This window comes from Dickeya oryzae (assembly GCF_020406815.2).
Lineage (GTDB): Bacteria > Pseudomonadota > Gammaproteobacteria > Enterobacterales > Enterobacteriaceae > Dickeya > Dickeya oryzae.
On record NZ_CP162670.1, the window covers coordinates 1260087 to 1274414 of the forward strand.

At 54.3% G+C, this 14328-nt stretch carries 14 protein-coding genes; 13 read left to right on the forward strand and 1 reads right to left on the reverse strand.

Annotated elements, in window-relative coordinates; all coding sequences use genetic code 11:
- The first annotated feature begins 18 nt into the window (after positions 1-18).
- The 5 genes from hscA (at position 19) to sseB (ending at position 4703) form a co-directional block, all read left to right on the forward strand.
- Entirely contained in the window at positions 19-1869 is a 1851-nt protein-coding gene (hscA, locus tag LF929_RS05445) for a Fe-S protein assembly chaperone HscA (RefSeq protein ID WP_226092679.1), read from the forward strand.
- A 1-nt stretch (position 1870) separates the two neighbouring features.
- Complete coding sequence (gene fdx / locus LF929_RS05450) at positions 1871-2206, forward strand: ISC system 2Fe-2S type ferredoxin (protein WP_016941835.1); 336 nt, start codon at positions 1871-1873, stop codon at positions 2204-2206.
- Positions 2207-2217: 11 nt separating this feature from the next.
- Positions 2218-2418, forward strand: coding sequence for a Fe-S cluster assembly protein IscX (gene iscX / locus LF929_RS05455; RefSeq protein WP_210174066.1), 201 nt, complete (start codon positions 2218-2220; stop codon positions 2416-2418).
- Between the two features lie 100 nt (positions 2419-2518).
- Positions 2519-3814 carry an aminopeptidase PepB gene (gene pepB / locus LF929_RS05460; RefSeq protein WP_038905246.1) on the forward strand — a complete coding sequence of 432 codons (1296 nt, stop codon included), beginning with the start codon at positions 2519-2521 and terminating at the stop codon, positions 3812-3814.
- A gap of 94 nt (positions 3815-3908) precedes the next feature.
- Entirely contained in the window at positions 3909-4703 is a 795-nt protein-coding gene (sseB, locus tag LF929_RS05465; protein WP_210174067.1) for an enhanced serine sensitivity protein SseB, read from the forward strand.
- 136 nt (positions 4704-4839) lie between these two features.
- On the opposite strand, the gene sseA is transcribed toward sseB, so the two are convergent.
- Positions 4840-5694 (reverse strand): 3-mercaptopyruvate sulfurtransferase, encoded by an 855-nt coding sequence (gene sseA / locus LF929_RS05470; protein WP_210174068.1) that lies wholly within the window; start codon positions 5692-5694, stop codon positions 4840-4842.
- Between the two features lie 418 nt (positions 5695-6112).
- Here sseA and ndk point away from each other — a divergent pair, with 418 nt between their 5' ends.
- The 8 genes from ndk to bamB all read left to right on the forward strand — a co-directional run bounded on the left by ndk (position 6113) and on the right by bamB (position 14274).
- Positions 6113-6541, forward strand: a complete 429-nt coding sequence (ndk, locus tag LF929_RS05475; RefSeq protein ID WP_210174069.1) for a nucleoside-diphosphate kinase — start codon at positions 6113-6115, stop codon at positions 6539-6541.
- Positions 6542-6717: 176 nt separating this feature from the next.
- Entirely contained in the window at positions 6718-7896 is a 1179-nt protein-coding gene (locus LF929_RS05480; RefSeq protein WP_016941839.1) for a bifunctional tRNA (adenosine(37)-C2)-methyltransferase TrmG/ribosomal RNA large subunit methyltransferase RlmN, read from the forward strand.
- A gap of 198 nt (positions 7897-8094) precedes the next feature.
- Complete coding sequence (pilW, locus tag LF929_RS05485) at positions 8095-8850, forward strand: type IV pilus biogenesis/stability protein PilW (protein ID WP_210174070.1); 756 nt, start codon at positions 8095-8097, stop codon at positions 8848-8850.
- A complete protein-coding gene (gene rodZ / locus LF929_RS05490) occupies positions 8840-9859 on the forward strand; it encodes a cytoskeleton protein RodZ (RefSeq protein ID WP_210174071.1) in 1020 nt (339 codons plus the stop codon). The genes pilW and rodZ overlap by 11 nt, the downstream gene beginning before the upstream one ends.
- A gap of 36 nt (positions 9860-9895) precedes the next feature.
- Positions 9896-11017, forward strand: a complete 1122-nt coding sequence (ispG, locus tag LF929_RS05495; protein WP_012885700.1) for a flavodoxin-dependent (E)-4-hydroxy-3-methylbut-2-enyl-diphosphate synthase — start codon at positions 9896-9898, stop codon at positions 11015-11017.
- Positions 11018-11173: 156 nt separating this feature from the next.
- The gene (hisS, locus tag LF929_RS05500; protein WP_226092680.1) at positions 11174-12448 is read left to right on the forward strand and encodes a histidine--tRNA ligase; all 1275 of its coding nucleotides are present in this window, start codon (positions 11174-11176) and stop codon (positions 12446-12448) included.
- A 13-nt stretch (positions 12449-12461) separates the two neighbouring features.
- Positions 12462-13082: a YfgM family protein gene (locus LF929_RS05505; protein WP_226092681.1), complete on the forward strand. Its 621-nt coding sequence runs from the start codon at positions 12462-12464 to the stop codon at positions 13080-13082.
- Between the two features lie 10 nt (positions 13083-13092).
- Positions 13093-14274: an outer membrane protein assembly factor BamB gene (gene bamB / locus LF929_RS05510; protein ID WP_226092682.1), complete on the forward strand. Its 1182-nt coding sequence runs from the start codon at positions 13093-13095 to the stop codon at positions 14272-14274.
- Positions 14275-14328 lie beyond the last annotated feature (54 nt).

The window sequence follows — 14328 nt, forward strand, 5'->3', positions numbered from 1 at the left end:
AATTGATGGAAGCTCAATATGGCCTTATTACAAATCAGCGAGCCAGGACTGAGTGCAGCGCCGCATCAGCACCGTTTGGCTGTTGGCATTGATCTGGGAACCACCCACTCTCTGGTTGCCACGGTCCGAAGTGGTGAGGCACAGACGTTGCCTGACCATAACGGGCGTCACCTGTTACCGTCCGTTGTGCATTATGACGCTGACGGGCATACCGTTGGTTGGGAGGCGCGTCAGCAGGCGGCCATTGACCCGGTTAACACCGTCAGCTCCGTCAAGCGCTTAATGGGACGGTCACTGGCTGACATCCAGCAGCGTTATCCTCATCTGCCTTATCAGTTTACTGCCAGCGAAAATGGCCTGCCGGTGTTGCAAACCGCTGGTGGTGCACGCAATCCGATTCAGATCTCGGCCGACATTCTGTCTGCGCTGACCCGCCGTGCTGAAGAAGCACTCAATGGGTTACCTGACGGCGTGGTGATTACTGTGCCGGCTTATTTTGATGACGCCCAGCGTCAGGGCACCAAAGACGCCGCCCGTCTGGCGGGTCTGCATGTGCTGCGCCTGCTCAATGAGCCGACGGCGGCGGCGATAGCCTATGGTCTGGATTCTGGTCAGGAAGGCGTGATTGCCGTATATGATCTGGGCGGTGGTACCTTTGATATCTCTATCCTGCGTCTTAGCCGTGGGGTATTTGAAGTGCTGGCGACCGGCGGTGACTCGGCCTTGGGTGGGGATGATTTTGACCATCTGCTGGTTGAGTGGATCCGCGAACAGGCCGGGATCGTCGTGCGTGATGATCATCAATTGCAACAGGTGCTGCTGAATACCGCCATCCAGACCAAGATTGCCCTGAGTGAGTCGCACTCTGTGCCGGTATCGGTCGCGGGCTGGCAAGGCGAGATGACCCGCGAACAGTTCAACACCCTGATTGCGCCGCTGGTGAAACGCACGCTGTTGTCTTGTCGTCGCTCGCTCAAAGACGCGGGTGTTGAACTGGACGAGGTGAAAGAGGTGGTGATGGTCGGCGGTTCTACCCGTGTCCCGTTGGTGCGTGAGCAGGTCGGCGAATTTTTTGGTCGCACGCCGTTGACCTCCATCGACCCGGATAAGGTGGTGGCTATTGGCGCGGCTATCCAGGCGGACATCCTGGTCGGTAACAAGCCTGACAGTGAAATGCTGTTGCTGGATGTGATCCCGTTGTCACTGGGACTGGAAACCATGGGGGGACTGGTCGAGAAAGTGATTCCGCGTAATACCACGATTCCGGTAGCGCGTGCGCAGGAGTTCACCACCTTCAAGGATGGCCAGACCGCGATGATGATTCACGTGTTGCAGGGTGAACGCGAGCTGGTCCAGGATTGTCGTTCGCTTGGCCGTTTCACGCTGCGTGGCATTCCGCCAATGCCTGCAGGTGGTGCACATATCCGGGTCACGTTCCAGGTGGATGCCGACGGGTTGCTGAGCGTTACCGCGATGGAGAAATCCACCGGGGTGGAAGCCTCAATTCAGGTCAAGCCGTCTTATGGTCTGAGCGATGATGAAATCGCCACCATGATCACCGACTCTATGCAGAACGTGCAGAGTGATATTAGCGCGCGCAGGCTGGCGGAGCAGCGGGTGGAAGCCACTCGCGTGCTCGAAAGCCTCAGCAGCGCGCTGGCGGCTGATGCCGCGTTGCTCACTTCGCAAGAGCGCGCGGCGATAGACGCTGCCAGTTTGCATTTGCAGCAAGTTGCACAGGAAAGCGATGCCTCATTGATTGAGGCCGCGATTAAAAAACTAGATCAACAAACCCAGGAATTCGCTGCCCGCCGGATGGATGAATCTATTCGCCGTGCGCTGGCGGGGCATTCCGTGGACGAGGTATAACATGCCCAAGATTGTTTTTCTGCCGCATCAGGATTTGTGTCCGGAAGGGGCGGTTTTAGAAGCGAACAGTGGTGAAACCATTCTGGACGTGGCATTGCGTAATGGTATTGAGATAGAGCATGCCTGCGAGAAATCCTGCGCTTGTACCACCTGTCATTGCATTGTTCGGGAAGGGTTTGATTCGTTGGCGGAAAGTACTGAAGACGAAGACGACATGCTGGACAAAGCCTGGGGACTGGAACCGGAAAGTCGCCTGGGGTGCCAGGCGCGTGTCACCGATGAAGATCTGGTGGTAGAAATTCCGCGTTATACCATTAACCATGCACGCGAACATTGATGGGGTAACTCATGGGACTAAAATGGACCGATAGCCGCGAAATCGGCGAAGCGCTGTACGACTTGTATCCAGATACCGACCCAAAAACCGTGCGTTTCACCGATCTACACCGCTGGATTTGCAAATTGGATGAGTTTGACGACGAACCTGATGCGTCAAACGAAAAAATTCTGGAAGCCATCCTGCTGGTGTGGCTGGATGAAGCCGAATAACTAAATTAATCGACGGGCTGCCTTGAGGTGGCCCGTTTTCTCTTTTTTCATCATGGCGATAGTGGGCTGACAAGAACAAGGCCCAATTTGGAGTAGATGTATGACAACTGAAGCGATGCTGATTACCCTTTCTCATCAGCCAGCAGACTCACGCTGGGGTGAGAAAGCCTCGTTAACCGCCAATGAGCAGGGATTTACCATTCATCTGTCCGGCAACAAGCCGCAGACCATCATTCAGCGCGCTGCCCGTAAAATCGATGGGCAAGGTATCAAACACGTCAAACTGGCTGGTGATGGCTGGGATCTGGAAAGCAGTTGGGCGTTCTGGCAGGGATACCGTGGGCCGAAAGGCAAACGTACGGTGGAGTGGGCCACGTTACCTGAAGCTCAGCAGCAGGAGCTGGAGCGCCGTCTGAAAATCGTTGACTGGGTGCGTGATACCATCAACCTTCCTGCGGAAGATTTGGGGCCGGAGCAACTGGCTACCCGTGCTATTGATCTGCTGTGCAGCGTGGCAGGCGACGCTATCTCCTATCGCATTACCAAAGGCGAGGATCTGCGCCAGCAGAACTATGCTGGCCTGCATACCGTTGGTCGCGGTTCAGAACGTTCACCGGTACTGCTGGCGTTGGATTACAACCCGACTGGTAACGCAGACGCACCGGTGCTGGCCTGTCTGGTTGGTAAAGGCATCACCTTTGATAGCGGTGGTTACAGCCTGAAAGGCAGTAGCTTCATGGATTCCATGAAGTCGGACATGGGCGGTGCGGCGCTGGTAACCGGTGCACTGGCACTGGCGGCAGCCCGTGGTTTGCAACAGCGTGTGAAACTGTATCTGTGTTGTGCCGATAACATGGTCAGCGGCAACGCGTTCCGTCTGGGTGACATCATTCGTTATCGTAATGGTAAAACCGTCGAAGTCATGAATACTGATGCGGAAGGGCGTCTGGTTCTGGCCGATGGTCTGATTGATGCCTGCGAGCAGAATCCGCAGTGGATTGTGGATTGTGCCACCCTGACCGGTGCGGCTAAAACGGCGTTGGGGAATGACTACCACGCACTGTTTAGCTTCGACGATGCGATGATTGATTCGCTGATGGATAGCGCCCGTCGTGAAGACGAGCCGTTCTGGCGTTTGCCGCTGGAAGAGTTCCATCGCCAGCATTTACCGTCTAACTTCGCTGAACTGAATAATGTGGCGGGTGCAGCCCATACTGCCGGTGCCAGCACTGCGGCGGCGTTTCTATCTCACTTTGTGAAAAACTACCAGCAGGGCTGGTTGCATATCGACTGTTCTGCCACCTACCGTAAGTCGGCGGTGGAACAATGGTCTGCTGGTGCGACCGGTTTAGGTGTGCGTACGCTGGCTGATTTCCTGTTGCATAAAGCGGGTTAACCAGATTCAGGCAACGTGAAGACGACAACAGGGAACCGATGTTCCCTGTTGTCGTTACTGTGCTGACTGCTCATGTTAAGCATTGAGGAGAGTTATGGAGTTTTCACCCCACAATCGGCTGGAAGAGGTGTTAACGCTGGCGGCATCGGAACCGGCGCACCGTCCTGAGTTTTTCAGTGAATTGCTGGAAGCCACGGTGTATGTGCTCGGTCACAGCGAAGAAAACGAAATATCTGGTGACGTTGTCTCGGCAGACAGCGGCCTGGAATTGCAGCATTGGGAGAAGCCCGATGGTGATTCCGCTATCCCGTTTTTTTCTTCACTGGAAGCGTTACAACTGGCGGTGACCGATGAACAGGCATTTCTGGCGTTACCGGCCAGAACGCTGTTCGATATCACCCGTGGTGCCACGCTGTTTCTGAACCCGAAGTTACCGTATGGCAAAGAGTTTCTGCCGCAGGAGATTGAGCACCTGTTGTCCGCTGAGGGTAATGGTCTGGTGGAACAGCATGTTCTGGATGGCGATACCGAACTGAAAATCGGTATTCCGGCAGAGATGCCAACACAGATGATTGAATCGCTGACCCAATTGTTCAGTAAGCACCGTAACGTCAAGCGGGCGTTTCTGGCGCAGATTCAGGAACCCGATGAAGAACAACCGCATTTGCTGATTGGTCTGGATATCTATGGTGATGAGGTGGAGGCGTTGATTCAGGCTACCGGTTCGGTGGCAACGGATACGCAGCCCGATGACCGTCCGATTGATATTTGTCTAGTGAATAATGAAGAACCCGGTATCAGTCATTTCCTGATTCGTCACACTACGCCGTTTTACGAACGCAAATGGGGCAGCTTCCTGCGCGAATTCAAAAATAACGTGCAGGCCTAGCGGGAACGCCGTGATAGCGGATTCGCAGTAAATGTAAATGCAGAGCACATAAAAACGGCACAGGCTGATAGGGCCTGTGCCGTTTTTTTATGCATCGAATGTCTGTATTGAATGTCTGTTTAGCGGGTCATCATCGCTAGCCGGTAACGACCGGCACGTCATCACGTGCGCCCCATTCACTCCAGGAACCGTCATAGAGCGAAATGTGCGGTGCATTGAGTACAAACAATGCCAGTAGCACGACGGATGCCGTCACACCGGAGCCGCAACTGGCGACAATCGGACGCTGAATATCAACACCAGCCTGATGAAAGATGGCCGCCAGTTCATCCGCTGGTTTTAGTGCGCCCTGGTCAACCAACAGGTTCCAGGGAACGTTGAAACTGCCAGGAATATGCCCACGGCGTAACCCCGGCCGGGGTTCATCCACTTCACCGAGAAAGCGCGGCGCAGGGCGAGCATCAACGATTTGTTCATCACCGGTGTGGCAAAGCTTTAGCACGTCATCAAACGAGCGGATGGTGCCAGCGGCTGGCGTTTGGGCGTGGAATACGTTGGCAACCGGCGACACGTTTCCTTGTTCCAGCGCGAAGCCCTGCTGTTTCCAGCCGGCCAGACCGCCACTGAGGATAGAAATGCGTTGAGCGCCCACCAGTCGCAGCATCCACCAGGCCCGTGGTGCGGAAAACAGGTTGCCTTCATCATAAACCACCAGATGCTGTTGCTCGCTCAGCCCCAGCTTGCCCAGCGCGTCAGCAAAGGTCGTGGTATCTGGCATCATGTGCGGCAGAGAGGTGTGGTGGTCAGAAAGGGACTCAATATCGAAAAACACCGCGCCCGGCAGATGTTCTGCACGGTATTCGGCGGTGATATCACGCGTATCGTTGCCCACCGGCAGCATACGAGCGTCAATCAAGGCGATATCGGCATCGTGACGATGCGCATTCAGCCAGGACGCGCTAACAAACAGCCCAGCGGTAGATGTAGACATAAAACCTCCCCGTATGGATCGATTCGACCGATCCTGCATGTGTCAATTGATGGCATTGTCAGTAATATTCCTGCGCTGAGCAAGGTGTCTGATACAGCGGCATGGCTTGGGCCAGATTTGTTATCACCGTGCAGGTAGCGTACCGACAAAGAGGATAATTTTTTTTTACGAAAATGTTATTTTCCTGATGGGAAAGTCATGACAGTGCCTCTATAATCGGCGCCACTTTACACGGGCTGGTATTATAACTTTATCTATACCCGTCATACTTCATGTTGCAGATGCGTTGGCTTTCCTTGCTCACCCCGGTCACTTACTGATGTAAGCTCCCAGGGATTCACTGCGTCGCCGCCTTCCTGCAACCCGAATTATTTAGGGTATGACCAGCTGTTATGACATGTTATTGGATGAGGCCACTATGACGGTAGAACGTACCTTCTCTATTATCAAACCAAACGCAGTTGCCAAAAACGCGGTCGGTGCGATTTATGCCCGTTTCGAAAGCGCGGGTTTCACCATTATTGCTTCTAAAATGCTGCACCTGAGCCGCGAACAGGCAGAAGGGTTCTACGCTGAGCATAAAGGCAAACCGTTCTTTGACGGTCTGGTGGATTTTATGACCTCCGGCCCGATCATGGTGCAGGTGTTGCAGGCGGAAAACGCTGTACAGCGTAACCGCGATATCATGGGCGCTACCAACCCGGCTAACGCGCTGGCGGGTACCCTGCGTGCTGACTATGCTGACAGCTTCACCGCGAATGCGGTACATGGTTCAGATTCTGTGGAATCTGCCGAGCGTGAAATCGCTTATTTCTTCAGCGCTGACGAAATTTTCCCGCGTAGCTAATCGCTATAGTCGGCCAGACACGCGCTTCCCGGTGAAATAATCAGGCTGAGGTAGCGCGGGTGTTATAAAATTTGTACAATGCCGCGCCCTGGGTGAGCACGCGCTTAACCAGGGCGTTTCTTTATCCGTTTCCCTTTCGCGCCATAACGTGTAACAACGAGGCCATGAGTCAATTTATGTCTGAGCAAACCGTATCTTCCGCCGTTGCTGTATCCGACGCTATCGCCGTTGCCGCCAGCAGCAATGAAAAAATCAACCTGTTAGATTTCAATCGCCAGCAAATGCGCGCCTTTTTTGCGCAACTGGGTGAAAAACCGTTCCGTGCCGATCAGGTCATGAAATGGATCTATCATTACTGCTGTGATGATTTTAACCAGATGACCGACATCAATAAGGTACTGCGCGGTAAGCTGCAGGCGATCGCGGAAATTCGGGCACCGGAAGTCGTGGACGAGCAACGCTCTTCTGACGGCACCATCAAGTGGGCGATTCTGGTTGACGGCCAGCGTGTGGAAACGGTGTACATCCCAGAAGATGACCGCGCCACGCTGTGTGTGTCCTCACAGGTGGGGTGTGCGCTGGAGTGCAAATTCTGCTCTACCGCGCAGCAGGGGTTTAACCGCAACCTGCGCGTATCTGAAATTATCGGGCAGGTGTGGCGTGCGGCGAAAATTATCGGTGCCGCTAAAGTGACAGGGCAGCGCCCTATTACCAACGTGGTAATGATGGGGATGGGGGAACCGTTGCTGAACCTGACCAATGTTGTACCGGCGATGGAAATCATGCTGGATGATTTTGGTTTCGGTTTATCTAAACGTCGGGTGACGCTGTCAACGTCTGGGGTTGTCCCTGCACTGGATAAACTGGGCGATATGATTGATGTGGCGCTGGCGATTTCCCTGCATGCGCCAACGGATGAAATCCGTAACGAAATCATGCCGATTAATAAAAAGTATGATATCGAGACTTTCCTGGCGGCGGTACGACGCTATCTGGACAAATCCAACGCGAATCAGGGGCGTGTGACGGTAGAATACGTGATGCTAGATCACATCAACGACGGCACCGAGCATGCGCATCAACTGGCAGAATGCCTGAAAGACACGCCGTGCAAGATAAATCTGATCCCCTGGAACCCGTTCCCCGGCGCGCCTTATGGCCGCAGCTCCAACAGCCGGGTTGACCGTTTTTCCAAAGTATTGATGGAGTATGGTTTTACGACTATCGTGCGTAAAACTCGCGGTGATGATATCGATGCGGCATGCGGTCAGTTAGCGGGAGAAGTGGTGGATCGCACCAAGCGCACGCTGAAGAAAAAGATGGAACGCGACACGATTGCGGTAAAAACCGTCTGAAAATGATGTCAAATCAACCTGCTTTCTGAGGAAAGCAGGTGATAAATACGTTTTCGGGGCTTATCATACGGTGGGGTCATTGAAGGCCCGGCGGCAGCGTTATACCGTTGCTGGTTGATGACAGGCTGTGGTAGGTCATCGATTGCGTTAACATGTCACAGCGGTGACGAGCCAGGATGGCTGTAAGGAGTATCAGGGATGAAACGGATGTTGCCGGGAAAACGTGCGGCGTTGGTCGCAGGTAGTGTATTACTGGCTGGGTGTGTGCACTCGCCGTCGAAGCAGGCTAACCCTGCTGCGGCACAAACGCGGTTGCAACTCGGGCTGGAGTATCTGGCCCGGAATAATCTTGATGCGGCGGGTGATAATCTGCAAAAAGCAGAGCAACTCGCACCGGATGATTACCGCACCCAGTTAGGTATGGCGCTGTACGAACAGCGTATTGGCGAAAACCCGGCGGCGGAAAAACGCTATCGACGTCTGTTGCGACAGGTGCCCGCTAACGGCGGCGTGATGAATAATTACGGTGCGTTTCTCTGTGGTTTAGGGCAGTATGTAGCGGCGCAACAGCAATTTGCCGCTGCCGCGCAACTCCCTGATTACCATCAGGTTGCCGATGCGCTTGAGAATGCGGGATATTGCTTTCTCAAAGCCGGGCAGTCAGATGAGGCAGGCCAGTGGCTCAGTCGTGCACTGAGATACGATCCTGCGAAAGGCAATCGGCTTCTGGCGGAGGCGGAAAATCGTTTCAACGCCGGGCGCTATGATCAGGCGCGATTGCTCCTGAATATGTATCAGTCACAACTTGCGGCAAGCGCCGAAAGTGTGTGGCTACAGATTCGTTTCGCCGCGCTGGCGAATCATCATGACGAAGTAGAACGTTATGGCGGATTGCTGGCGCGAAGTTTTCCACAATCCAAACAGTACCAGCAGTTCTTAGCTAATGAATACTGAAGCCACTCAAGATAATACTGCAGCAACAATAATGACTCCTGGCGAACGTTTGCGTGAGGCGCGTGAGCAACTGGGATTGACGCAACAGGTTGTTGCTGAACGGTTATGCCTGAAACTATCGACCGTTCGTGAAATAGAAGATAACAATACGCCTGCTGGTCTTGCTCCTACTTTTCTTCGCGGTTACATCCGCTCCTATGCCCGACTGGTTCACCTCCCCGAAGATGAATTATTGCCGATGCTGGAAAAGCAGGTTATGCCAAGCCGCGTTTCCAATGTGGCACCGATGCAGAGTCTGGCATTAGGTAAAAGCCGCAAAAAGCGTGATGGCTGGTTGATGTTGTTCACCTGGCTGATTTTGATCGGCGTGTTGGGTCTGACCGTCGCCTGGTGGTGGCAGAATCATCAGGCCCAACAGCAGGAAATCAATTCGATGGTGGATCACGCCACCGCTTCCCAGAACCGTAACGGCGGGCAGGCAAGCGATGTAAATACTGATCCGGAGCCGGTGGATACCGATGACAATACGGCGGTGAATAATACAGCGGTGAATAACGCGACGGCGAATAACGGGCAGCCTATAACACTGAACTCACCGGCCGCAACACCGTCTCAACCGGCTGCGTCGACGCCGGTTGCACCGACAGCGAATAATACGCCTGCAGTGGCGGGGGGCGCGTCTCAGGCTCCTGCGTCGTCTGATCAGCCTTTGTTAAACCAGACCGCTACCGCACCGGCCAGCGCGGCGACCACGTCGGAAGCACCGGGCGCTATCGTGATGCGCTTTAGCGCGGATTGTTGGTTGGAAGTGGTGGATGCCGCCGGTAAAAAGCTGTTCAGCGGCGTACAGCATAACGGCAATGTGTTGAACCTGACCGGCCAGGCGCCGTACCGGTTGAAAATCGGCGCGCCGGGTGCGGTACAAGTCGAGTTTCAGGGCAAACCGGTTGATTTGAGCCGGTTTGTCAAAAGCCATCAGGTGGCTCGTATTACGCTGACGGCAGAGTAATCGTGCCGTCGCACTGGCAATTGTGGAGAAGAAGTGATGCATAATCCCGCACCCATCAACCGCCGCAAATCAACCCGGATTTATGTCGGCAAGGTGCCTGTCGGTGACGGTGCACCGATTGCAGTGCAGTCGATGACCAATACCCGTACTACCGATGTTGACGCGACAGTCAGACAGATTAAGTCGCTCGAGCGGGTCGGTGTGGATATCGTGCGTGTGTCGGTGCCGACGATGGATGCCGCAGAAGCATTTCGTCTGATTAAACAACAGGTGGATGTACCGCTGGTGGCGGATATCCATTTTGACTACCGTATTGCGCTAAAAGTAGCGGAATACGGGGTTGATTGTCTGCGTATTAATCCTGGCAACATCGGTAGCGAAGAGCGTATTCGTTCGGTGGTGGATTGTGCGCGCGACAAAAATATTCCGATTCGCATCGGCGTCAACGCCGGTTCTCTGGAAAAGGACTTGCAGGAAAAGTATGGCGAGCCGACGCCGGAAGCGTTGCTGGAATCCGCCATGCGCCATGTGGATATCCTCGATCGCCTTAATTTCCATTCGTTCAAGGTCAGTGTGAAGGCGTCGGATGTCTTTCTGGCGGTGCAGTCCTATCGCTTGCTGGCGTCCCGTATTGATCAACCGCTGCATTTAGGCATCACAGAAGCGGGTGGGGCGCGTAGCGGAGCGGTGAAGTCAGCGATTGGCCTTGGCTTGCTGCTTTCTGAAGGCATCGGTGACACTCTACGGGTGTCGCTGGCGGCGGATCCGGTGGAAGAGGTCAAAGTCGGTTTTGATATCCTCAAGTCACTGCGTATTCGTTCACGCGGCATTAATTTTATTGCCTGCCCGACCTGCTCACGTCAGGAGTTCGATGTTATCGGCACCGTGAACGCGCTGGAGCAGCGACTGGAAGATATCATCACGCCGATGGATGTTTCCATTATCGGTTGCGTGGTCAACGGCCCAGGTGAAGCGCTGGTCTCGACGCTGGGTGTGACCGGCGGCAATAAGAAGAGCGGTTTTTACGAAGATGGCGTACGCCAGAAAGAGCGCTTTGACAACGACGATATGATCGATCAACTGGAAGCCAGGATCCGCGCCAAGGCGTCTATGCTGGATGAAAAACAGCGTATCGCCGTCAATATGGTGGATAAGTGATCCATCCGGCAAGTCTGGATGCGATCCGGTACGAATTCCTGAACTGAAGCACCCGATGATGGCGGCAGCGACATTGAAGACATTGCGTCGTTGCTTCTATAATCGGGTCTATTTTTTAACAGCGCATTACTTTCTGAAAACGCATAGAGAACTGACGTGGCAAAGAATATTCAAGCCATCCGTGGCATGAACGACTACCTGCCAGCCGAAACGGCACTGTGGCAGCGTATTGAAGATAGCCTGAAACAGGTACTCCGCGGGTACGGCTATAGCGAAATTCGTACCCCGCTCGTCGAGCAGACTTCGTTGTTCAAACGTGCGATCGGCGAAGTGACCGATGTCGTTGAAAAGGAAATGTACACGTTTGAAGACCGCAACGGCGACAGCCTGACATTGCGTCCCGAAGGGACTGCGGGGTGTGTTCGCGCCGGGATTGAACACGGTATTCTGTACAATCAGGAGCAGCGGTTGTGGTATACCGGCCCGATGTTCCGTCATGAGCGTCCGCAGAAAGGGCGCTATCGTCAGTTCCATCAGTTGGGTTGCGAAGTGTTTGGTCTGAAAGGACCGGACGTGGATGCGGAAATGATTCTGATGACCGCCCGCTGGTGGCGTGTATTGGGGATCGATCAGCATGTTAGTCTGGAACTGAACTCCATTGGTTCTTTGGATGCCCGTGCGCGTTACCGTGATGCGCTGATCGCGTTTCTGGAACAGCATAAAGATCTGCTGGATGAAGACTGCCTGCGTCGTATGTATACCAACCCGTTGCGGGTACTGGATTCCAAGAATGCGCAGGTGCAGGCGTTACTGGATAACGCACCGGTACTGACCGACTATCTGGATGATGATTCTCGTGCGCATTTCGATGAATTGTGTGAACTTTTAACGCAGTCAGGTATCACATATAAGATTAATCCACGGCTGGTTCGTGGGCTGGACTATTACAACCGTACTGTTTTCGAATGGGTGACCACCAGTCTGGGATCGCAGGGAACGGTGTGTGGCGGTGGTCGTTATGACGGCATGGTTGAGCAGCTTGGTGGTTCCAGTACCCCGGCGGTAGGTTTTGGCATGGGGCTGGAGCGTCTGGTGCTGTTGGTGCAAGAGGTCAATCCGGCGTTTGCCGCGCCACCTGCCGTTGATGTCTATCTGATTTCATCGGGTGCGGGTACGCAACATGCGGCGATTCGCCTGGCGGAAAACGTGCGTGACGCGCTGCCGCAACTGAAATTGATGACCAACTACGGTGGCGGTAACTTCAAAAAACAGTTTGCCCGTGCGGATAAGAGTGGGGCTCGGGTTGCGTTGGTGCTGGGTGAAACCGAAGTAGCGGCCGGGCAGGTCGTGCTGAAAAACCTGACCAACGGCGAGCAGGAAACTCTGTCTCAAGCGGATGTAGCGGCGCGTCTGGCGGCGTTACTGAATTAAGGAGAAAGGCAGCGTGGAAGTTTATACCACTGAGAACGAACAGGCTGAGGTAATTCGCCGCTTCTTTGCTGAAAACGGCAAGGCGCTGGCTATCGGCGTGGTGCTGGGTGTCGGTGCCCTGGTCGGTTGGCGCTTTTGGCAAAATCATCAGGAAAGTAGCGCGATGGCGGTTTCCGCTGCCTATCAGCAAGTTACCGAATCGCTGTCTGCCGGTACGGCGGAAGGCGTTGCTGGTGCTGAAAAATTTGCTGCCGGTGATCACGGCAATTATGGCGCGCTGACGGCACTGGCGCTGGCGCACCAGTTTGTTGAAAAAAATGATATCGCCAAGGCTGAGCAGCAGCTCCGCCTGGCATTGAGCCAAACCAAAGATGGCGATCTACAGGCGATGATTAACCTGCGTCTGGCTCGCGTATTATTGCAGCAGAAGAAGCCGGATGAGGCGTTGAAGACGCTGGATGCCATCAAGCTGGAAGGTTGGGCGGCGATGGTCGCTGACGTTCGCGGTGATGTGCTGGCGAGCAAAGGCGACAATCAGGGCGCTCGAGATGCTTACAGTAAAGGCATGGCGGCAAAACCTTCTCAGGGGCTGCAATCCCTGTTGCGTATCAAACTGAATAATCTGCCCAGCTAAGAGGGACTTCATGCAACTGCGTAAAACACTTTTGGTCGGACTGGTCTCTATTACCCTGCTGAGCGGCTGTTCGCTGTTTGATCGCGAGGAGGACGTTGTCAAAATGTCTCCTCTGCCGCAGGTGACCGACCAGTTTACCCCCACCAAAGTCTGGAGTCGCTCCGTTGGGGACGGTACGGGGGAGTTCTACTCCAATCTGCATCCGACCTGGCAGGACAGCCGTGTCTATGCCGCTGATCGTCACGGTACGGTAAAAGCGTTGGATCTGAATAGCGGTGAAGAGAAATGGCGCGTCGATCTGGCGGAGAAAACCGGTCTGCTGTCCAGCAATCGTCCGGCATTGCTGTCAGGTGGCGTTTCTGTATCGGGTAACCATGTTTATGTCGGCAGCGAGCGTGCGCAGCTTTTTGCTCTGAATGCTGATGATGGCTCGTTGCAGTGGCAGACCAAAGTAGCGGGTGAAGTATTATCCAGCCCGGTGGTCAGCGATGGTGTGGTCATTATTCACACCAGTAATGGCATGCTGCAGGCGCTTAGCGAATCTGACGGTACCATCAAATGGACGGTAAACCTGGATATGCCGTCACTGTCGTTGCGTGGTGAATCAGCGCCGACAACCGCGTTTGGTGCCGCTATTGTCGGTGGTGACAATGGCCGCGTAAGCGCAGTCATGATTAATCAGGGGCAGTTGATCTGGCAGCAGCGCATCTCTCAACCTGGCGGCGCAACTGAAATCGCTCGCCTGAATGATGTCGACACCACCCCAGTTGTCGTGGGTAACGTCGTGTATGCGCTGGGATATAATGGCAACCTGACGGCACTGGATCTGCGTTCGGGACAGATTACCTGGAAGCGTGAAATTGGGTCGGTAAACGATTTTATTGTTGATGGCGATCGCATTTATCTGGTGGATCAGGATGATCGCATCATCGCGCTGAATACCAATGGTGGTGTGGTGCTCTGGCGCCAGAGCGATCTGTTGCACCGCAATGTAACCGCACCGGCGCTGTATAACGGTTATCTGGTTGTTGGTGATGCCGAAGGCTATATGCACTGGGTGAATACCACCGACGGTCGTTTTGTGGTTCAGCAGAAAGTCGACGGCTCTGGTTTATTGAGCAAGCCAGTAGTGGCCAGCGACAAACTGCTGGTGCAAGCCAAAGGTGGCGAGGTTTACGCTTTTACCCGTTAACCGCTGCGCATGTTCGGGACTGATGGCGACGCCATCGTCCCTGTAACGGCTCCT

What these genes read in the sequence shown, in the direction of transcription:
- hscA (WP_226092679.1), top strand. Translation starts at nt 19, where the DNA reads ATGGCCTTATTACAAATCAGCGAGCCAGGACTGAGTGCAGCGCCGCAT.
- fdx (WP_016941835.1), top strand. Translation starts at nt 1,871, where the DNA reads ATGCCCAAGATTGTTTTTCTGCCGCATCAGGATTTGTGTCCGGAAGGG.
- iscX (WP_210174066.1), top strand. Translation starts at nt 2,218, where the DNA reads ATGGGACTAAAATGGACCGATAGCCGCGAAATCGGCGAAGCGCTGTAC.
- pepB (WP_038905246.1), top strand. Translation starts at nt 2,519, where the DNA reads ATGACAACTGAAGCGATGCTGATTACCCTTTCTCATCAGCCAGCAGAC.
- sseB (WP_210174067.1), top strand. Translation starts at nt 3,909, where the DNA reads ATGGAGTTTTCACCCCACAATCGGCTGGAAGAGGTGTTAACGCTGGCG.
- sseA (WP_210174068.1), bottom strand. Translation starts at nt 5,694, where the DNA reads ATGTCTACATCTACCGCTGGGCTGTTTGTTAGCGCGTCCTGGCTGAAT.
- ndk (WP_210174069.1), top strand. Translation starts at nt 6,113, where the DNA reads ATGACGGTAGAACGTACCTTCTCTATTATCAAACCAAACGCAGTTGCC.
- LF929_RS05480 (WP_016941839.1), top strand. Translation starts at nt 6,718, where the DNA reads ATGTCTGAGCAAACCGTATCTTCCGCCGTTGCTGTATCCGACGCTATC.
- pilW (WP_210174070.1), top strand. Translation starts at nt 8,095, where the DNA reads ATGAAACGGATGTTGCCGGGAAAACGTGCGGCGTTGGTCGCAGGTAGT.
- rodZ (WP_210174071.1), top strand. Translation starts at nt 8,840, where the DNA reads ATGAATACTGAAGCCACTCAAGATAATACTGCAGCAACAATAATGACT.
- ispG (WP_012885700.1), top strand. Translation starts at nt 9,896, where the DNA reads ATGCATAATCCCGCACCCATCAACCGCCGCAAATCAACCCGGATTTAT.
- bamB (WP_226092682.1), top strand. Translation starts at nt 13,093, where the DNA reads ATGCAACTGCGTAAAACACTTTTGGTCGGACTGGTCTCTATTACCCTG.